Source organism: Catellatospora sp. KI3 (genome assembly GCF_029948125.1).
Classification (GTDB): Bacteria; Actinomycetota; Actinomycetes; order Mycobacteriales; family Micromonosporaceae; genus Catellatospora.
On record NZ_JASAMB010000013.1, the window covers coordinates 182,721 to 201,485 of the forward strand.

Annotated in this window: 20 protein-coding genes; 4 read left to right on the forward strand and 16 right to left on the reverse strand. The window is 73.0% G+C overall.

The window, feature by feature from the left end; genetic code table 11:
* Window positions 1–2: 2 nt before the first annotated feature.
* The gene (locus QEZ54_RS21520) at window positions 3–1,088 is read left to right on the forward strand and encodes a winged helix DNA-binding domain-containing protein (protein ID WP_281306484.1); all 1,086 of its coding nucleotides are present in this window, start codon (window positions 3–5) and stop codon (window positions 1,086–1,088) included.
* Window positions 1,089–1,091: 3 nt separating this feature from the next.
* Here QEZ54_RS21520 and QEZ54_RS21525 read toward each other — a convergent pair whose 3' ends face one another.
* A complete protein-coding gene (locus tag QEZ54_RS21525; protein ID WP_281306485.1) occupies window positions 1,092–2,135 on the reverse strand; it encodes a hypothetical protein in 1,044 nt (347 codons plus the stop codon).
* 99 nt (window positions 2,136–2,234) lie between these two features.
* Between QEZ54_RS21525 and QEZ54_RS21530 the strand changes: the two genes are divergently transcribed.
* Window positions 2,235–3,347, forward strand: a complete 1,113-nt coding sequence (locus QEZ54_RS21530) for an ionic transporter y4hA (protein WP_281306486.1) — start codon at window positions 2,235–2,237, stop codon at window positions 3,345–3,347.
* A gap of 21 nt (window positions 3,348–3,368) precedes the next feature.
* On the opposite strand, the gene QEZ54_RS21535 is transcribed toward QEZ54_RS21530, so the two are convergent.
* From QEZ54_RS21535 to QEZ54_RS21570, 8 genes are all read right to left on the reverse strand, one after another.
* Window positions 3,369–3,821, reverse strand: coding sequence for a VOC family protein (locus QEZ54_RS21535; protein ID WP_281306487.1), 453 nt, complete (start codon window positions 3,819–3,821; stop codon window positions 3,369–3,371).
* Window positions 3,822–3,888: 67 nt separating this feature from the next.
* Window positions 3,889–4,758 (reverse strand): hypothetical protein, encoded by an 870-nt coding sequence (locus QEZ54_RS21540; RefSeq protein ID WP_281306488.1) that lies wholly within the window; start codon window positions 4,756–4,758, stop codon window positions 3,889–3,891.
* A 108-nt stretch (window positions 4,759–4,866) separates the two neighbouring features.
* Complete coding sequence (locus QEZ54_RS21545) at window positions 4,867–5,424, reverse strand: GNAT family N-acetyltransferase (protein ID WP_348650559.1); 558 nt, start codon at window positions 5,422–5,424, stop codon at window positions 4,867–4,869.
* Window positions 5,425–5,429: 5 nt separating this feature from the next.
* Window positions 5,430–6,608, reverse strand: coding sequence for a pyridoxal phosphate-dependent aminotransferase (locus QEZ54_RS21550; RefSeq protein WP_281306489.1), 1,179 nt, complete (start codon window positions 6,606–6,608; stop codon window positions 5,430–5,432).
* Window positions 6,609–6,658: 50 nt separating this feature from the next.
* Window positions 6,659–7,894 carry an MFS transporter gene (locus QEZ54_RS21555; RefSeq protein ID WP_281306490.1) on the reverse strand — a complete coding sequence of 412 codons (1,236 nt, stop codon included), beginning with the start codon at window positions 7,892–7,894 and terminating at the stop codon, window positions 6,659–6,661.
* Between the two features lie 4 nt (window positions 7,895–7,898).
* On the reverse strand, window positions 7,899–8,450 hold the full coding sequence (locus QEZ54_RS21560) for a GNAT family N-acetyltransferase (RefSeq protein WP_281306491.1): 552 nt from the start codon (window positions 8,448–8,450) through the stop codon (window positions 7,899–7,901).
* 26 nt (window positions 8,451–8,476) lie between these two features.
* Window positions 8,477–9,370 carry a hypothetical protein gene (locus QEZ54_RS21565; RefSeq protein ID WP_281306492.1) on the reverse strand — a complete coding sequence of 298 codons (894 nt, stop codon included), beginning with the start codon at window positions 9,368–9,370 and terminating at the stop codon, window positions 8,477–8,479.
* Window positions 9,371–9,510: 140 nt separating this feature from the next.
* Window positions 9,511–9,768, reverse strand: coding sequence for an acyl carrier protein (locus QEZ54_RS21570; protein WP_281306493.1), 258 nt, complete (start codon window positions 9,766–9,768; stop codon window positions 9,511–9,513).
* A 299-nt stretch (window positions 9,769–10,067) separates the two neighbouring features.
* Here QEZ54_RS21570 and QEZ54_RS21575 point away from each other — a divergent pair, with 299 nt between their 5' ends.
* Window positions 10,068–11,024 carry an ATP-binding cassette domain-containing protein gene (locus tag QEZ54_RS21575; protein ID WP_281306494.1) on the forward strand — a complete coding sequence of 319 codons (957 nt, stop codon included), beginning with the start codon at window positions 10,068–10,070 and terminating at the stop codon, window positions 11,022–11,024.
* Between the two features lie 11 nt (window positions 11,025–11,035).
* Entirely contained in the window at window positions 11,036–11,800 is a 765-nt protein-coding gene (locus tag QEZ54_RS21580) for an ABC transporter permease (protein ID WP_281306495.1), read from the forward strand.
* Here the strand turns inward: QEZ54_RS21580 and QEZ54_RS21585 are convergent.
* The 7 genes from QEZ54_RS21585 to QEZ54_RS21615 are packed head-to-tail and all read right to left on the reverse strand — an operon-like array spanning window position 11,793 to window position 18,624.
* Window positions 11,793–12,632: a 2-hydroxy-acid oxidase gene (locus QEZ54_RS21585; RefSeq protein ID WP_281306496.1), complete on the reverse strand. Its 840-nt coding sequence runs from the start codon at window positions 12,630–12,632 to the stop codon at window positions 11,793–11,795. The genes QEZ54_RS21580 and QEZ54_RS21585 overlap by 8 nt on opposite strands.
* A 35-nt stretch (window positions 12,633–12,667) precedes the next feature.
* Window positions 12,668–12,937, reverse strand: coding sequence for an acyl carrier protein (locus tag QEZ54_RS21590; protein WP_281306497.1), 270 nt, complete (start codon window positions 12,935–12,937; stop codon window positions 12,668–12,670).
* Between the two features lie 13 nt (window positions 12,938–12,950).
* Window positions 12,951–13,871, reverse strand: coding sequence for a 3-oxoacyl-[acyl-carrier-protein] synthase III C-terminal domain-containing protein (locus tag QEZ54_RS21595; RefSeq protein WP_281306498.1), 921 nt, complete (start codon window positions 13,869–13,871; stop codon window positions 12,951–12,953).
* Entirely contained in the window at window positions 13,868–15,232 is a 1,365-nt protein-coding gene (locus QEZ54_RS21600) for a condensation domain-containing protein (protein ID WP_281306499.1), read from the reverse strand. Before QEZ54_RS21600 ends, QEZ54_RS21595 begins: the two co-directional genes overlap by 4 nt.
* A gap of 11 nt (window positions 15,233–15,243) precedes the next feature.
* Window positions 15,244–16,590 (reverse strand): condensation domain-containing protein, encoded by a 1,347-nt coding sequence (locus QEZ54_RS21605; protein WP_281306500.1) that lies wholly within the window; start codon window positions 16,588–16,590, stop codon window positions 15,244–15,246.
* Window position 16,591: 1 nt separating this feature from the next.
* Complete coding sequence (locus QEZ54_RS21610) at window positions 16,592–17,749, reverse strand: nucleotide disphospho-sugar-binding domain-containing protein (protein WP_281306501.1); 1,158 nt, start codon at window positions 17,747–17,749, stop codon at window positions 16,592–16,594.
* A complete protein-coding gene (locus tag QEZ54_RS21615; protein ID WP_281306502.1) occupies window positions 17,746–18,624 on the reverse strand; it encodes a methyltransferase domain-containing protein in 879 nt (292 codons plus the stop codon). The genes QEZ54_RS21610 and QEZ54_RS21615 overlap by 4 nt, the downstream gene beginning before the upstream one ends.
* Window positions 18,625–18,765: the final 141 nt, after the last annotated feature.

Consider the following 18,765-nt stretch of genomic DNA (forward strand, 5'->3'; position numbering starts at 1 on the left):
GGGTGGACGCTCGCAGCCTCGCCTTCTGGCGCATGCGCAACCTCGGCCTGCTCGACCCGCCTGCGACCGACGCCGTCGCGACGGTCGGCGGGCTGGTCGCGGTGCAGTCGCAGGACTTCGGCCCGGCGAAGTGGTCGCTGGGCGACCGCGACGGCGACGCGACCGACGCGCACCTGGACGCCGCGTTCGCGCGCGGCGAGTTCCTGCGCACCCATGTGCTGCGGCCGACCTGGCACTTCGTCGCACCCGACGACATCCGGTGGCTGCTGGCGCTGACCGGCCCGCGCGTGCACCAGTTCCTCGGCTACTACTACCGCCAGCAGGGACTCGACGAGGCCGTCCTGGCGCGCGGCGACGAGGTGCTGGTCGCGGCGCTGTCCGGCGGGCCGCAGCTGACCCGCAAAGACCTGGTGCCGCACCTGGCCGCCGCCGGCCTGCCGACGGGCAACCTCGCCGTCACGCACCTGGCCATGCACGCCGAGCTGGAAGGGCTTATCTGCAGCGGCGCCCCGCAGGGCAAGCAGCAGACGTACGCGCTGCTGGCCGACCGCGCCCCCGACGCCTGGGTGCTCGACGCCGACCAGGCGCTGGCGGAGCTGACGCTGCGCTACTTCACCAGCCACGGCCCGGCCACCGCCAAGGACTTCCGCTGGTGGTCCAGCCTCACCCTGGCCGACATCCGGCGCGGCCTGGACCTGGTCGGCGACCGGCTGCACAGCCTGACCGCCGACGGGCTGACGTACTGGTTCGCCGGGTCGCCGCCCGAGGCGGTCCCGGACCGGCCGGTGGTGCATCTGCTGCAGGGCTACGACGAGTACATCGTGGGCTACAGCGAGAGCAAGTTCCTGCTGGACCTGGCCAAACGGGGCGGCTCGCGCCTGGACCGGCCCGCCGCCAACGGGGTGCTGCTGGTCGACGGCCAGTTCACCGGCCACTGGCGCCGCACCGTGACCCGCCGCGACGTCGCCTTCGACCTGGAGGTGTACGCCGAACTCGGCCCCGCCGAGCACGCGGCCCTGCAAGCGACCGCCGACCGGCACGGCCGGTTCCTCGGCCTGCCCGCGCGGGTCAGCGTCGCGCCGCGCTGAGCCTCACCCGGCGACCGCGCCGGAGTCGCGGTCGCCGATCAGCTTCGACACGTCGACCGCCTCGAAGTCGGCGCCCCGCAGGTTCTTCAGCGCGCGCAGCGCGTCGTTGGACCAGCGCTCGTCCGGGGCGCCGGACAGGTACCAGGGCGAGCCGTTGTCGGCCACGATCACGCCGTAGCGCTGCATCGCCTCGGCGACGATCCGTGCCTGCTTCGGGAACTTCGACACGTCTACGCCCGCCTTGAGCCGCAGCCGCAGCCCCATCGGCGGCAGCGACGCGTCGGAGCGGTCGGAGGCGGCGTGGCGGGCGGGCCACAGGTACGTGTCCCGCGAGCGCGGCACGGTGATCCGCAGCGCGTGGTCGATGCGGCCCCTGGCGACCTCCTCGTAGCGGACCAGCCCGGCGAAGACCGACAGCCCGGCCGCGTCGGCCGAGGTCCAGCCGGCCGGGCGAAGGCGGTTGGAGCGCAGGTCGAAGACCGCCCCCGACCCGGCGCGCCAGGTCGCGCCGTTCGGGTGGGCGGCGTACAGCTCGTAGACCTTGCACGCGGCGGGGTCGTACAGGATGACGTGCCGGTCGCCGTCGCCGCCGCGCCCGCCCTCGACCTTCACGTCGGCGGGGATCGGGTACGGCCCCTTGTCGCTCTCGTCGGCGTACTCGAACGACACCTTCACCTTGGCCTGGTTCGGCTTGACCGTGGTGACCGGGATGCCGATCGGGGCGCCCTCCCACAGGCCGGAGCCGAAGTCGGGGTGCATGCGCGCGTCGGTGCCGATGCTGCCGACGTAGGCGGCCGACGAGCGGTGCACGGGCAGCTTCGACACGTCCAGGCGCCAGACGCTGTCGGCGGGGAAGACCCCGCACGCCGCTGTCGCCGACGGGCTGGGCGAACCGGCCGGGGTCGGCGAGGCGCCGGTGGCGGCCACCGCCGACGGGGTCGGGGCGGCCACGAACGACGGTCGCGGGTCCGGGGCGGTGTCGCAGGCGCCGAGCAGGGCGGCGGCGATCAGCGCCGCGGCGGCGAGGGCGATCGGGCGGTGGGGCACCCGGGCAATGTAGTGGAGTGGCGGTGGGCCCACACTTCGAGTGCCCCGCCGTATCCGGTATCGACCATACGACCCGTTTCGTCCACGTAGCCTCGAAACATGGTCAACCTCGCCAGGTCGGTGCCGTGGTACCTGGTGATCCCGCCCGTCACCGCACTGGTCCTGATCGGCACCTGGCACCGTGAGCTCGGCATCGCCGCCCTGATCGTCGTCGCCGCGGCGCTGATCGCCGCGGTCCTCACCGCCGTGCACCACGCCGAGATCGTCGCGCACAGGGTCGGCGAGCCGTTCGGCACGCTGATCCTGGCGGTCGCGGTGACCGTCATCGAGGTCGGACTGATCATCATGCTGATGACCTCGGCGGGGGAGGGGCCGTCCAGCCTGGCCCGCGACACCGTCTTCGCCGCCATCATGATCGTCTGCAACGGTGTGATGGGCCTGTGCCTGCTGCTCGGCGCACTGCGCCACGGCGAGGTCGAATTCCGGGTGGAGGGCGTCACCGCAGCCCTGGCCACCCTCGCCGCCGTGGCGACCCTGGCGCTGGTGCTGCCGTTCTTCACCACCAGCAGCCCCGGGCCGACGTTCACCGGGGCGCAGCTGGCCTTCGACGGCGTCGCCTCGCTGGTGCTGTACGGCTCGTTCGTGTTCATCCAGACCCGACGGCACCGCCAGTACTTCCTGCCGCTGAAGACCCGGGAGGACCGCACCGCGCCGCTATCGGACGACGACGAGGAGGAGCACGGCGACCGGCCGACGACGCGGGCCACCGCGATCAGCCTCGGCCTGCTGTTCCTGTGCCTGGTCGTGGTGGTCGGGCTGGCCAAGTCGGCCGCACCGGCCATCGAGCACGCCGTCGTCGCCGCGGGCGCCCCGCGCGCCGTCGTCGGGGTCGCGATCGCGCTGCTGGTGCTCGCCCCCGAGACCGTCGCCGCCGTACGGGCGGCCCGCCGCAACCACATCCAGACCAGCTTCAACCTGGCGCTGGGCTCGGCACTGGCCAGCATCGGCCTCACCATCCCGGTGCTCGCGCTGGCCTCGATCTGGCTCAAGAACACGCTGGTCCTGGGCCTGAGCCCGAAGGACATGGTGCTGCTGGCCCTCACCATCACGATCACCACGCTGACCGTCGCACCCGGTCGCGCCACCCTGATGCAGGGCGCGGTGCACCTGACCCTGTTCGGCGTGTTCCTGTTCCTGTCCCTGGTGCCGTGACCAGGCGGAGCCGGCCGAGCGTCAGTGCAGGCAGAACTCGTTGCCCTCGGGGTCGTGCAGGGTGACTCCGTAATGGTCCATGCCCTCGGGCGAGGCGACCCTGAGGACCCGCGCGCCTAGGGCCGTCAGCCGCTCGACCTCCGCGTCCACCCGCTCGCGTCGGACCTCCAGCGGCACGCTGCGGCCGCCTCCGGCGTCTAGGTCCAGATGCAGCCGGTTCTTGACCGACTTGTGCTCGGGCACCTGCTGGAACCAGATCCGGGGACCCGCGCCGTCAGGGTCGACGATGCGGTCGACGCCCTCGCCCATCTCGGCCAGTTCCTCCTCGTCGACCCCGACCGAGGCGTAGAAGTCGCGCCAGGTCTGGTGGCCGTCGGGCGGGGGAGCGAGCCGGTAGCCGAGGGCCTGGGCCCAGAACACGGCCTGGGCGTCGGGGTCGGCGCAGTCGATGGTCAGCTGGAAGCGTACGGGCATGCGGCCGAGTCTATGGCCACCGGCGCCCACCGCGCGCGCCGAGGCCGAGGCGGTGGGCGCCGAGCGGTCAGGGTGCGCAGATGGCGGTCAGCATCACGTGCCAGTTCCCGGCGTAGCCGGTCTCGTCCTCGTGAGCGGCCAGGTCGGCACCGGACAGCGCCCCCGGTCCCCAGAAGCCGATCCGGTTGAGGTGCACCTGCCGCCAGACGGTGCCGCCGTTGATGAACGCACCGGCCCCGTGGACGGTCGTCCCCGCCGGGCAGGCCGCGGTCACCGCCTTGTTGCTCGACGAGTAGCCGCTGTCCACGTCGACCAGCACCTGCCCGATCGGGTCGGTGCAGATCGCGTACGCGCGGGCGCCGAAGCTGCCCGACGCGGTCTCGTCAGGCGAGACCCCGACCAGCACATGGTCGTAGGTGGGGTGGACGGCGACCAGCCGGAACCGGTAGCCGCCGATCGTGACGCCGCCGGTGCCGATCACCTTCTTCCCCGCCGGGCACACCGCGACCGCCTGGACGGTGTCGGAGGTGGTGCTGGCGGCCGCCTTGTACGTCGAGACGACCTCCCAGCCGGGAACCGGGTTCCCGCAGATCGCCCACGCGTAGACCGTCCAGTTCCCGGCGTAGCCGCCGTCCTCCATCGCCACGGCGTAGTAGGAGTGCGTGGGGTACACGGCCCAGGTCGGCTCGATCGAGGTGAGCCGTACCTCGTTGCCGCCGTCGACGATGTCGGCGCCGCCGCCCAGGACCACCTTGCCCGCCGGGCACAGCGCATTGGCCGTCTTGATCGGCTCCGACCCGGTCAGCGTGCTCCAGCCGACCGTCACGATCTGGCCGGACACGGCCTGGGCGGGCGAGGCGGCTGCCAGCGACACCGACGCGCCGAGGACGACCGCGGCCAATGCGGTCAGCAGCTTCGACCGATGGAATGCGTGCACGCGCCACCTCTCAGGGTTCGGCGCCCCGGCAGTGCGGGGCATCGACCGCCGACGCTAGGAACTCCAAGCGCCGAGCGCACCCGTTGCGCGCCAAACCGACACCTGCGGTCAGTGCGCGCCGGTCAGCGCGTGCCACCGGTCGGCGGTGACGCGCCACAGGACGTGGCGGCGCAGGGGGCTGCCCTCGGGCACCGAAGGGTGGTCGAAGCCGTCGGCCGGATCGCAGGTCATCCCGATCCGGGCCATCACCGCCTGCGACCGGAGGTTCGTCGTGGCGGTGAAGGACAGGACCTCGTCCAGCCGGACCTCGTCGAAGGCGAATGCCAGCGCGCGGCGGGCGGCCTCGGTGGCGTACCCGTGGCCCCAGAACGGGCGGGCCAGCCGCCACCCGATCTCCACGCCCGGCAGGAACGGCGCCTCGAACCGGGGCACCGACAGGCCGGTGAACCCGATGAACTGCCCGGTCGCGGCGACCTCCACCGCCCACAGCCCGAAGCCGCGCTCGTCGAACCCGGCCTCGATCCGGTCGATCAGACCATCGCTGTCCGCGCGGCTCATCAGCGCCGGGAAATGCGCCATGACCTCGGGGTCGGCGTTCAGCGCCGCGAACGGCGCGCGGTCGGCGGGCAGCCAGCGCCGCAGCAGCAGCCGGTCGGTGGTGAGCACGCCGATCAGCCCTTCCGCAGCCGGATGATGGCCTCGTCGATGACCTCGGCCCGTTTGCAGAACGCGAACCGGACCAGGTGCCGGCCCGCGTCGACGTCGTCGTAGAACACCTGCGACGGCACCGCCACGACGCCGTACCGCTGGGGCATGGCCAGGCAGAACTCGACGCCGTCGGTGCCGCCGACGGAGGTGATGTCGACGTTGACGAAGTACGTGCCCTCCGCGCGCAGCACCGTGAACCCGGCCTCGGCCAGCCCGGCGCGCAGCTGGTCGCGGCGCGACTGCAGGCTGCTGGTGAAGCCGGTGAAGTAGTCGTCGCCCAGACCCAGCGCCACCGCGACGGCGGGCTGGAACGGGCCCGCGTTGACGAAGGTCAGGAACTGCTTGACCCGCAGCACCGCGGAGACCAGCGGGGCCGGGCCGCTGGCCCAGCCGACCTTCCAGCCGGTGCAGGAGAACGTCTTGCCCGCCGACGAGATGCGCAGGGTGCGCTCGCGCATGCCGGGCAGGCTCGCCAGCGGGGTGTGCGGCCCGGCCGCGTCGTCGAAGACCAGGTGCTCGTACACCTCGTCGGTGACCGCGTACACGTCGTGCTCGCGGCACAGGTCGGCCAGCAGCCGCAGCTCCTCGGCGTCGAACACCTTGCCGGTCGGGTTGTGCGGCGAGTTGAGCAGCAGCAGCCTGGTACGCGGCCCGAAGGCGGCGCGCAGCTCGTCGGGGTCGAAGCGGAACCGGCCGTCGGCCCCGGGCCGCAGCGTCACCGGCCGGCGCACCGCCTGCGCCAGGGCGATGCTCGCCGCGTACGAGTCGTAGTACGGCTCGAAGCACACCACCTCGTCGCCGGGCTCGCACAGCCCGAGGATCGCCGCCGCGATCGCCTCGGTGACCCCCGCGGTGATCACGACCTCGCCGTCGGGGTCGTACTCCAGCCCCCAGAAGCGGCGCTGGTGCGCGCTGACGGCCTGGCGCAGCACCGGCATGCCGGGGCCCGGCGGGTACTGGTTGAGCCCGCCGCGCAGCGCCGCCTGCGCCGCGTCCAGCATCTCGGCGGGGCCGTCGGTGTCGGGGAAGCCCTGGCCGAGGTTGACCGCGCCGGTCTGGACCGCGAGCGCGGACATCGTCGCGAAGATCGTCGTGCCGAAGGGGCGCATCCGGGCGACCAGCGGGTCGGCAGGCGTCGTCATGCGACCATCTTCGCCGGTACGACCGCCGGATGTCGCCCCGGCCCGGCGGTTCAGCCGGCCGCGTCGTACCGCCACAGCCGCGGCACCGCCCGCACCAGCGCCGCGACCGCGACCACCGTCAGCGCACCGCCCACGCCGATGGTCCACCGGGTCCCGACCGCCGCCCCGGCGAACCCGTGCAGCAGGTTGGCCAACTGCGGCCCGCCGATCAGCACCACCGTCAGCGACCCCTGGATGCGTCCCCGCATCTCGTCCCGCGTGTACGCCTGCGAGATCGCGTTGCGGAACGTGCTCAGCGCGAAGTTCACCGCACCTCCGCACAGCAGCGCGACCAGCGCGAACCGCAGGTCCGGGGCGAGGGCCAGCGCGACGACGCAGCAGCCCCAGGCCATGGCGGCGCTCGCCATCAGGGCGCCGTGGCGGGTCTGGCGGCTGTAGGCCCCCGACAGCAGCCCGGCGGCGAAGACGCCGGCGGGGTACGCCGCGTACAGCAGGCCCAGTTGCGTGCCGCCGCCCGGCGGGCCGCCGAAGGAGCGCTCGGCCAGCTCGGGGTAGAGCGCGACCGGCATCGCGAACACCATCGCGGCCAGGTCGACGGCCAGCACCGCGACCAGCACCCGCTGCCGGGACAGGTAGGCGAACCCGTCCCCGAGCCGCCGCAGGGTGCCGCCGGTGGCGGGCGCCCCGGTCGGCGGCAGCGGCGGCAGCCCGGTGACCGCCCACAGCACGACCAGCAGGGCCACGGTGTCCAGCAGGTACAGCGTGCCCAGGCCGAGCACCGGGATGAGGACCCCGGCCAGCAGCGGACCCAGCACCGCCCCGGCGTAGCGGGTCAGGGAGCTGAGGCTGTTGGCCGCCACCAGCTGCTCCGGCGGCACCACCCGGGGCACGGCGGCGCCCATCGTGGTCATGGTGACGCCGTAGCCGAGCCCCTGCACGGCGACCAGCGCCAGCAGCAGCGGCACCGAGTCCAGGCCGAGCGCGGTGTTCAGCCACAGCCCGAGGTAGGCCAGTCCGAGCGCGGCGTTGCCGGCCAGCAGCAGGACGCGGCGGTCCATCGCGTCGGCCAGGGCACCGGACCACAGCGCCGAGGCGACCAGCACGCACAGCGACACCGTCGCCGAGATCCCGACCGTCGCCGACGAGCCGGTCAGCGTGAACAGCTGCGTCGGTACGGCGACCAGGCTGAACGAGCCGCCGACGGCCGACACGGCCGAGCCGGTCCACAGCCGCCGGAACGCCGGTATCCGCAGGGGCCGCCGGTCCACCAGGTACGCGCCGATCACCGGGTCACCACACGTCGCCGGTGCGCCAGTCGCAGCCCAGGCCGGTGCCCGGGACCGCGTCCAGCCCGGTCGGCAGCAGCACGAACACGGCGCCGTCCTCCTCGGGGGTGGGGACCGGGCCGTGGTCGGTGCGCACGTGGCTGGGGCCGGGCCACTCGCGCCAGCCCAGGCGCCGGTACAGCGGGATCGCCTTCGCGGAGGCGCAGAGGCCGCCCAGCTCGTAGTCCGCGGCGATGACGTCAGCGACCTCGGCCATCAGCGCGGTGCCCAGGCCCTGCCCGCGCAGCGGCGCGACCACCGCGACCGCCTCGACGTAGCCGGTGTGCCGGGGGGTGCCGTCCAGCCACAGGGTGCGCGGCCGGACCGCCGCGTGGGCGACGAGGTCGCCGCCGAGGCGGCCGAGGACGTGGGTGCCGCCGAGGGCGTGCTGCCAGTCGTGGTCGTCGAACCCGTCGGGGTAGGCGTGGTCGAGCAGGTGGCGCAGTTCGGCGAGCTCGCCGGGGGACAGGTCGGCGGTGGCTGCGCGGCGCAGCGTCATCCGGTCTTGGTCGGGCATCCGGACAGGATGGCACGCCGGGGTGCTCAGGCGCTGGGCAGGCGGGATCCCTGCCAGGCCAGGAACGCGTCGCGGGCGCGTACCACCGCCTCCGCGACCGCGAAGGCCTGCCGCCACCCCTGCTCGTCGAGCTCGTCGTGGTGGCGGAAGTAGGCGAAGAACCAGCCGTCGACGACCTCGGCGCTGACCGGCCGGTCATGCTCGGTGAGCAGCGTGCGCAGCTCGTCGGTGAGGAACACGCGGGCACCGGCGTGGTCGTGGGTACGGGCGATCAGGTCGAACTTCTCGCCCTCGAAGGCGTCGGTGCCGAGGATGGCGGCGGGCCGCACACCGCCGCCCCGGCCGGGGTGGAAGGTCAGCCGGGGAGGCCGGACGTCCAGCCGCACGGCGAGAAAGCGGACCAGCAGGGTCCCCTGTTTGCCCTCCTGCCAGCGGGAATGGGTGGCCGCCTCGAAGGACAGGCCGCCGGCCTGCCACTGCACCCGGTGCATCGTGCGTACGTTCAGGCTCGACGCGAAGATGCAGCCCGGCAGCAGCCGGACCTCCGCCTCCGGCTCGACCGGGAGACCGTTGGCCCTGGCGAACGCGACCAGGCGGACCAGCCGCTCGCGGTTGCGCCGCTCGCCCGCCGCGACGAGGGCCTTGACCGCCAGCCCCACGAGCACCGCCCCGGCGAGGAAGACCCCGCCCACGACCACGCTTTCGGAATCGCCCTGCGCGACCATGGCGATGGTGGTGATCGCGGCCAGGACGCCGCCCACGAGGCAGCCCAGCGCGGAGCTGCGTGCCCCGGCTCTGGCGAGGTACCGGGCGGTCTCCTGGCCGAGGTCGCCGCGGCGTGCGGCCTCGAGCACGGCGGCCTGGTCCGAGGTCGCGGGGGTCGTGCGCAAGGGGGTGTAGTCGATCATGGCGGGGTTCATTCGCCACAGACTAGTCGGCGTCGTCACGCGTGCAGGTGCTGGTGGAGATCAGTGAGGTCGGGGCGCGGTCGTGAGGAGCCCCCGGCCGTGAGGGGCACGCCGGGGGCTCCGTCCGGGAAGGGCGTCCATCCGCCGACCGGTCAGGCGGTGGCGGTCTCCAGGCGGGCGGCGACGGCCGCGCACAGCTCGCCGACGGTCGAGGTGGCCAGGGCTTCGGCCTCGTCGTCGTCGAAGCGCACGCCGTAGCGCTCCTCGACCCGCACGGTCAGCTCGGCGAGGGCAAGAGACTCGAGGTCCGCTCCGGCCGGCCCGAGGGTGGTGTCGTCGTCGATGCCCGTGACGTCGTACTTCATCTCGGACAGCGAGTCGAGGACGAACTGGCGGATCTCGTTGGTCATGGGGCTGCTCCTCGCTCGTATGACATGACCGCGGCGCGACGGGCCGCACGCCGCCCCGGTCCCCCTTGACCAGCGCAGACGAACAGAAAGCTTGGTTCAGATTGAGGATCGTCGCTATCCGGACAGTGACCGTACACCTTGGACGGTGGGAGCGCTACCATGACGTTCGGCCAGTTTTTCGGTCGAACGTCCAAACTAAGTAAGGCCATCTGTTTCAATATCTAGATCGCTCATTGCGCACGCTCCCACGCTTGCCTACGCTGACCTCCGCGCAGTCACCGGCAGCGACGGGAGCACACATGATCGAGATAAAAGAGCTGCGCAAGTCGTATCGCAGCAAGCGCCGCAACGGCACCACGACCGTCGACGCGGTCAACGGAGTGGACCTGTCCGTCGCCGAAGGGGAGATCTTCGGCTTCCTCGGCCCGAACGGCGCCGGCAAGACCACCACCCTGCGCATGCTCGCCACCCTGCTCGCCCCCGACAGCGGCCAGGCCCGCATCGCGGGCGTCGACCTGCTGGCCGACCCCGCCGGAGTGCGCCGCCACATCGGCTACGTGGCCCAGGGCGGCGGCACCTGGGACGAGGTCACCGCCCGCGAGGAGCTGGTCCTGCAGGGCCGCATGCACGGCCTGGCCAAGGCCGAGGCCCAGCAGCGCGCCGCCGAGGCCCTGGCCGCGTTCCAGCTCGACGAGTACGGCGACCGCTGGTGCAAGACCTACTCCGGCGGCCAGCGCCGCCGCCTCGACATCGCGCTCGGCGTGGTCCACCGCCCGAAGGTGCTGTTCCTGGACGAGCCGACCGCGGGCCTGGACCCGCAGAGCCGCGCCCACATGTGGGAGGAGGTGCGCCGCCTGCGCGCCGAGGGCATGACCGTCTTCCTCACCACGCACTACCTCGACGAGGCCGACTCGCTCTGCGACCGGATCGCGATCATCGACCACGGCCGGATCGTCGCCGAGGGCACCCCCGACCAGCTCAAGCAGCAGATCAGCGGAAACGTGGTCGTCGTCGGCCTCGGCGGGCCCACCGCGCAGGCCGAGACCCTGCTCAAGGACAAGCCGTACGTGCTCAAGCTCGAGACCGAGGGCGAGGACGCGCTGCGCCTCTACGTCGACGCCGGTGAGACCGCCATCCCGCAGGTCATGCGCGAGCTGACCGACGGCGGCGTGGCGCTGTCGACCATCGCGCTGCACCGGCCCAGCCTCGACGACGTGTTCCTGACCAAGACCGGCCGCTCGCTGCGCGAGTCCTGAGGAGACCCCGAGTGAAACTGCTGCGCGACACCTGGCTGCTGTTCCAGCGCCAGATCCTGCTGATGTGGCGTACGCCGATGTGGCTGTTCTTCGCCATCGCCCAGCCGGTGACCTACCTGTTCCTGTTCACCCCGTTCCTGCAGAAGGCGCTGGTGCCGATGGGCGCCGCGAGCATGAAGGACGTCTACAACATCTACGTGCCCGGCCTGCTCGTGGTGATGTGCTTCTACACCGGCCTGTTCGCCGGGTTCGGGCTGCTGGCCGAGGTGCGCATGGGCATCCTCGAACGCGCCCGGGTCACCCCGGTCAGCCGGTCGGCGCTGCTGCTGGGCCGGGCCGCCCGCGACGTCGCCTCGATGCTGGTCCAGTGCGCGCTGATCACGGTCATGTCGTTCCCGTTCGGGCTGACCGTGCCGCTGCCCAACCTGCTCTTCGCGTACGTGCTGCTGACCGTCATCGGCCTGATGGCCACGGCGATCTCGTACGACATCGCGCTGACCATCAAGAACGAGGGCGCGCTCGGGTCCCTGCTCAACACCATCGGCCAGCCGATTGCGCTGCTGGCCGGGGTGCTGCTGCCGCTGGCGATCGCGCCGGTGTGGATCCAGAAGCTGGCGCTGCTGAACCCGTTCTCCTGGGCGACCAACAGCGTCCGGGCCCTGTTCTGGGGCAGCCTGAGCGACCCGGTGGTGTGGCAGGGCACGGCCGTGGTGACCGTGCTCGCCGTCATCACCGTGATCCTGTCGACCCGCCTGTACTCCCGCAACGTCAGCTGACGCCGGCGTCGAAGGTCGCCAGGGACAGGTAGCCCAGCAGCGGATCGTAGTCGGCCACGAGGACCTCGTGGCCGACCTGCTGCCCCGCCAGCGCCCACCACACGCCGGTCAGCGGCTGCCCGGACGGTGCCACGCGCAGCCGCTGCTGCGGCACCGCGTCGGCCGCGTCGGCCAGCCCTGACCCCAGCACCACCGAGGCCCCGCCGCCCGCGGCCTCGACCGCCGCCAGCAGCAGCTTCGCCGCCTGCCCGGCGTCGGTGCCCGGATGCTGGCCGAGGTCGCGCAGCCGGGTCGGCCCGGTCCGCTCGCACAGCAGCCCCACGGCCGCGTGCCGCTGCGGCACCAGCCCCGGCGCCGCCGTGGGGTACGGGAGTCCGGACTGCTCCGCCACCAGCACCAGTACCCGCGCGCACGCCTCGGTGCGCAGGTGCTCCCGGGCCAGCCGCAGGGCGGTGAACGCGGCCGCACTGCCTTGGTCGCAGACCGCGAACGCCTGCGGCCCGCCCGGACAGACATGGCTGAGGTACGTCGCCGTGGCCCGGCCCGGCCGCAGGTCCGGTACCGCGAACGCCAGCACCAGCAGGTCCACCGGCTCGTCCGGCCGTACCGCCAGGCCGACGACCTCGGCGGCCATCTCCCCGTAGCTGTGGCCCGCCGGTCGTCCGCCCGGCGCCAGGCCGTACGGGCGGACCAGGTCGTCGACGAACGCGTCCAGGGCGTCGCCGTGCTCGGGCGGCAGCAGCGCAGGCGTGTCGAAGGTCCGCCGCGCCATCCGGGTGACGCAGAGGTCCACGGGCGGGCTGGGCCGGCTGGGTGCGCTATCGGTGAACACAGGCAGCTCCCCGCGCCCGCCGGACCGCCCGTGCCTCAGCCGACCGCATGCCCGGCCACGTAGTCCGCGAGGGTCGCCACCGTCTGCAGGTGCACCTCGTCGAACTCCTCCACGTCGATCTGGATCTCGAGTTCGTCCTCGACGGCCAGCAGCAGTTCGAGGGTCGACGCCGAGGTCAGGTCCAGTTCCATCAGGCCGGTCTGCTCCGAGACGCCGGGCAGTTCGTGCCGCAGGACCTGCGGCAGCAGGGCGCAGATGCTGCCGACGACCCGTCGGCGCAGCTCGCTGTCGATCTGGGTGCTCATGTCGATCTCCGTGTCAGTGTTGGAAAACCATCGCCGAGAAGGTCGCGCCGCGGCCCGCGCCGGCGGCGGCGATGACGTACCGGTCACTGGGGCGCAGCCGGTCGCGGGCGGTCTCGTAGTTGATGAAGGCGTCGGCGCAGAACACGTGCCCGTAGCGGGCGATGTTGTCCAGCACCACCCGGCCGGTCGGCAGGCCGATCCGGCGGCACACCTTCTGCCACGAGATGAGGTTGACGTTGTGCGGCAGCAGCAGCGCCACGTCGTCGAGGGGCAGCCCGGCCCGCTCGACCGCGGCCAGGATCACCTGCCCGAGGATGGCCGGGTACTGCCGCTGGAAGTCCAGCGCCACCTCCGCGTGCTCGCCGTCGAACTCGCCGCGGGTGCTGCTGGCGAAGGCGAGCAGCCGGTCGCGCGGGCCGCCGCTGGCGACCAGGCAGGCGGCGCTGCCCTCGCCGAACAGTGACGTCTCCGGCAGCAGCCGCGACTCGCGGGTGAACGTCTTCTCACCCGCGACGACCAGTGCCAGCGCGTCCGGGTCGGGGTCGGCGGCGAGCAGCCGCCCCGCGATGTCGAGGGCCTGCAGCCCGGACGCGCAGGCCTGCTGGGTGACGGTGAAGGCGAGCGCCCGGTCCAGGCCCAGTCGGCGGCACAGCTCGTGCAGCGGATTGTGCGGGAACGGCGCGCCGACGGGGATGGCGCGGGCGTAGATCACGTACCGGACGAGGTGTTCGCGGCCGCGCAGCGGTTCCAGCCGGGCGGCGGCGGCCAGCAGCAGGTCGAGCAGGGTGCCGTCGTCGCCGCGGATCTCGGCCAGGCCGTGGTACCGCTTGAACACCTTGACCTGCATCGGCTCCAGGCCCAGCTCGTCGGCCAGGTCGTCGATCGGGATGCGGCGCTCGGGCAGGTACGCGGCCACCGCCAGCAGCGCGGTCACGGCACCACCGGGTCGAGGGCCGCGTCGAGCACCGTCGACTCCATCAGCTCCAGCAGCCGTACCGCGTCGGCCCGCGGCAGGTAGTTGGTGTCGACCTGGATGAGCGCGTCCACGGCGGTCGGATGCGGATTGACGTGGATCATGAACATCTGGTGCAGGCCCTCGACCTCCTTCCAGACGGTCCGGGTGTCGGCCAGCGCATCGCTGATCCCGGCCCGGGTCGGCACGTCGGCGATCGGGCCCTCGTCGCCCCGGCGGTCGTTGAACATGCAGCGCAGGTCGATGGAGGTGCCCCGGTCGGCGGCGACGGCGGCCACCACCTCGTCGCCCTCGAACGGCGAGTAGTAGGCGTGCTTCTGCGCGGTGAGCAGGCGCCGGCGGGCCGAGCGGACCAGCTCCGCGAAGTCGGCGCCCACCTCGATCGTGCACAGCCCCAGCTGCGCCATCGGCCCGGCCGCGTTGCCCAGGCCCGGACGGAACCGGTTGTTGACCGTGATCGTGGTGGCCACCTGGCCGACGCCGGTCGTCGCGGACAGAGCGCGGGCGAACGCGGCGTACAGCACGGCGCCGGTGTTGGTGCCCAGTCGCGCGGCCACGGCCCGCAGGGCCAGGTGCAGGCCGGGGGAGGTGTACTCCGCCTGCCAGAAGCGCCCCGGGTAGCGGTCGGTGTGGTGGCGGAACACCGCGGCCGGGAACATCGTCGGCGGGATCGCCCGCAGCTGCTGCTCCCAGTAGCGCAGCGCGGCCTCGTTCTGCCGCCGCCCCGACGGCGTCTGCTGCAGCCGCGCCTGCTCCAGCGGCTGGATGCCCGGCGGCCGGGGCGGTTCGCCGGTCACCGGGTCGCGGTCGCGCAGGTCCTCGAACATCGCCAGCGCGCTGGTGGGGTCGGCGACGTGGTGCGCCAGTGCCACCACGGCATGGGTGAGCGCGCCCTGGTGGCGCACCAGCGCCCACCGCATCGGCCACTCGCGCTCGTAGTCGAAGTTCACCGCGGTGTACCGCTCGCCGACCTCCGCCGCGACCCGCGCCGGATCGGCGCCGTCGGCGTCGTAGACCTCGATCACGGCGGTGCCCGAGGTCGGCACCAGCTGGGTCGCCCGGCCGTCGGCGTCGAAGCGCAGCAGGGTCCGCATCGTCTCGTACCGGCTGAGGTAGAAGCCGTACTCGGCGGTGAACTGCGCGATCTGGGCGCCGGGCGCCAGTTCCCGGACGGCGGTCATGGTCAGCGACACCCCCGAGTCGACCATGCCCTTCCACACCGACTGCTGACCCCAGCTCAGCTCGCCGTTGCCGCCGCTGTCGCCGCTGAACGGCACGACGACGTGCTCGGCCACCTTGATGTCCATCCGCTGCGACTCCATTCGCTGTGACCTCACTGTCCGCGCGCGGCGTCGACCGGGCGGGCCGCGGCGAGCACGAGCTGTTCCATCCGTTCCAGCAGCGCCGTGACGTCGGCGCGGTTCAGGCAGGCCGTGTCGACCTGCACCTGCACGGTCAGCGCCGCGGCCGAGGCGTTGGCGTGGAAGATCAGGTGGTGGTGCAGGTCGTCGACGTGCTGCCAGACCAGGGTCGACTCCGCCGCCGGGCCCGGTTCGCCGGTCGGGGCGGGTGCGGGTTCGTCCGGGCCGCGGCGGTCGTTGTACAGGCAGCGCACGTCCAGCTCGGCGCCGCGCTCCGCCCCGATCCGCGCCACCAGCGCGTCGACCTCGTCCTGCTGGTAGTAGCCGTACTTCTGGGCGGCGAGCAGGCGCCCCCGGGCCCGGCGCACCAGGTCCTCGAAGGGCAGGTCGCCCGGGTCGAGCACGCACAGCCCGTGCTGGATCAGGTGCCCGGCCGCGTTGGCGAAGCCGGGCCGGAACCGGTTGTTCACGGTGATCATCACCGCGACCGGGGCTACCCCGGTGACCTGCGACAGCGCGGCGGCGAACGCGGCGAACAGGACCGGCTGGGTGGACACGTCGAGCCGGGCGGCGGCGGCGCGCAGCGCCGGTGCCATCGCGGGTGAGGTGAACTCGACGTACCAGTAGCGGCCCTGCCGGGGCGGGGCGGTGCCGGCGTACGCGGGGAACACGGTCGGCGGCACGAGCCGCAGCTGCTGCTCCCAGTAGCGCAGCGAGGCGGCGTGCTGCCGCTGCCCGGCGGGCGAGGCCTGCAGCCTGGCCTGGGCCAGCGGCGGCAGTCCGGGCGGGCGGCCGGGCAGGCCGGTGGCGGGGTCGCGGTCGCGCAGGTCCTCGAACATGGCCAGGGCTGCGTCGCCGTCGGCGGCGTGGTGCGCGATGGCCAGCACAGCATGGGTGAGCGCGCCGTCGCGGCGCACCAGCGCCATGCGGATCGGCCATTCGCGCTCGTAGTCGAACTTGGCGAAGATGAACCGCTGCTTGAGTTCGGCCGCCACCGCCGCCGGGTCGTGCCCGCCGGTGTCGTAGACCTCGATCTCCGCAGTGCCGCTGCTGTGCACCACCTGCAGCGGGGTGCCGTCCGCGGTGAACCGCAGCAGGGTGCGCATCGCCTGGTAGCGGTCCAGGTAGAAGCCGTACTCCGCGACGAACTCGGCGGTGTCGGCGCCGGGCGCCAGGTCGCGCACCGCGACCAGCGACAGCGAGTTGTCCGCCCACACCATCTGCTGCCACATGGACTGCTGGGTCCAGGTCAGCGGGCCCTCGCCCGCGCCCTCGCCCGCGAACGGCACCGCGATCCGCTCCGCCACGGTCAGGTCCATCTCAGCACTCCGCCCCGGCGAGCGCGGCCAGGTGGTCGGCGGCGGCAGCCGCGCCGCCCGCCTGGCGGAACGACTCCTGGACCCGCCCGGCGGCGTCCCGGCAGGCCGGGTCGTCGAGCACGGTCAGCAGGGCCGCGCGCAGCTGCGCCGGGGTGGCGCGGTCGAAGCGCACCCGCACCCCCGCGCCCGCGGCCACCACCTGGTCGGCGTTGATGGGCTGGTCGCTGGTGATCGGCGCGATCACCAGCGGCACGCCGTGGGCCAGCGCCTCGCAGACCGTGTTCAGCCCGCCGTGGGTCACCACGGCGTGCAGGTGCGGCATCAGCCGCAGCATCGGCACCCGCGGGCGTACCAGCACGTCCGGCGAGTCCGACGCCGCCTCCGGCTGGTCGGGTGCCAGCAGGACGACCTGGAGCCGGTCGCGCAGTGGCGCCACCGCCGCCAGCACCCGCGCGTGGAACCCGTCGGCGGTGCCCAGCGCCAGCGTGCCCGCTGTGACCAGCAGCCGCTGCCGGTCCGGGTCCAGCCACTCCCACGGGAAGTCCGCGTCGGACGGCCGCTCGGCCAGGGCGGGCCCGACCAGCGCCACCTCCCGCGCCACGTCCGCGCCGGCCAGCGCCGCACCGCTGAAGGCGATCACCGTGTACGGCGAGAACCGCAGGTCGTGCGGCGGTTCACCGGGCAGCCCCGCCCCGGTCCACAGCGACCCGAGCAGCCCCCGGATCCACGCCTCGACCTTCGGCAGGCCCGCGTACGGCCGGGCGATCTCCATCGACGTCGGGGCCAGGGTGGCCCAGCGCACCCCGGCCCGGTGCGCGGCCAGCGCCCCGGCGACGGCGTGCTGGTCCACGGCCATGGCGTCGGGTGCGAACTCCTCGACCGCCCGCTGCACCGCGGGCAGGGTGAAGCGGGTGTGCGGGACGATGTAGCCCTTCCAGCGCGACTTCGTCGCCGTCATGCCCCGGTCGCGCAGCTCGCCGCGGTAGAGCGGCAGCCCGGTCGGGTAGATCCGGGCCTGCTCGCCCAGCAGCGGCCGCAGCACCGTCTCCACCCCCGCCCAGGCCACGTCGTGGCCGCGGCGGGTCAGCTCCTGCGCGACCGCGGCGATCGGGTACAGGTGCCCGGCCAGGGGCAGGGAGTGGAACAGGAACCGGCTCACGGTTTTCTGGCGGCGACGGCCGCGTAGAACATGACGCCCTCGTCGTACGCCCGCTTCATCAGCGGGATGGCGTAGAAGAAGCGCAGCGCGGCGACGCCCTTGCGGCGGGCCAGGTCGCGCAGGAACGAGTGGTCGTGCAGGTCCAGCCGCTCGACCCCGGCGAACTCCGGGTCCCAGGTGTTGCGGACGAAGGGCGTCCAGTCCTGGACCCGCACGTCGGCGAAGCCCGCCTCGCGGCACCACCGGTCGTACGACCCGAACGGCGGCAGGCTCGGGATGGCCTGGCGTTCGTAGATCTCGTTCAGCAGCTGTTCGGCGTCGGAGTCGAGTTCCCCGTCGCGCACGCACCAGGTGCTGATCGCCAGCACGCCGCCGGGGCGCAGCACGCGCAGCGCCTCGGCTAGGAACGCGGTCCGGTCGGGCATGTGCTCCAGGCTCTCCAGCGCCCATACGACGTCGAAGCTCGCGTCGGGGTAGTCGGTGCGCACCGCGTCCTGCTGCCGGAAGCTCACCAGGTCGGCCAGGCCAGCCTCGCGGGCGCGGTCGGTGGCGCGCACGACCTGCTGGGAGCTGAGCGTGATGCCCTCCACCCGGCAGTCCAGCTGCCGGGCCAGGTACAGCGCCGGGCCGCCGATGCCGCAGCCGGCGTCGAGCAGCCGGGCGCCGCGCGGGACGGCGGCGAAGGCGGCCAGCTCGGTGACCGTGCGGTCGGAGGCGGCGTGCCGGTCGGGGCCGTCGGTGGCGGGGCTCTCACCCGGGGCCCAGTAGCCGTGGTGGACGTGCTCGCCCCACAGGCCTTCGTACAGGTCGATCGTACTGTCGTAGTACTGCTCGACCGCTTTGTTCAGGTCTTCAGCCAGTTGTCCGGCACTCACGCGAAAGCTCCTGACCATCCACATTGGTCCGTTGGTGCGTCGGGCCACGTTACGTCAGCAAACTTAGGCTGGACAATCAACAAACTACCCGAGGCGGCGACAGCCGAGTGGTTCGAATAAATACATCGATGAGTCATTGTG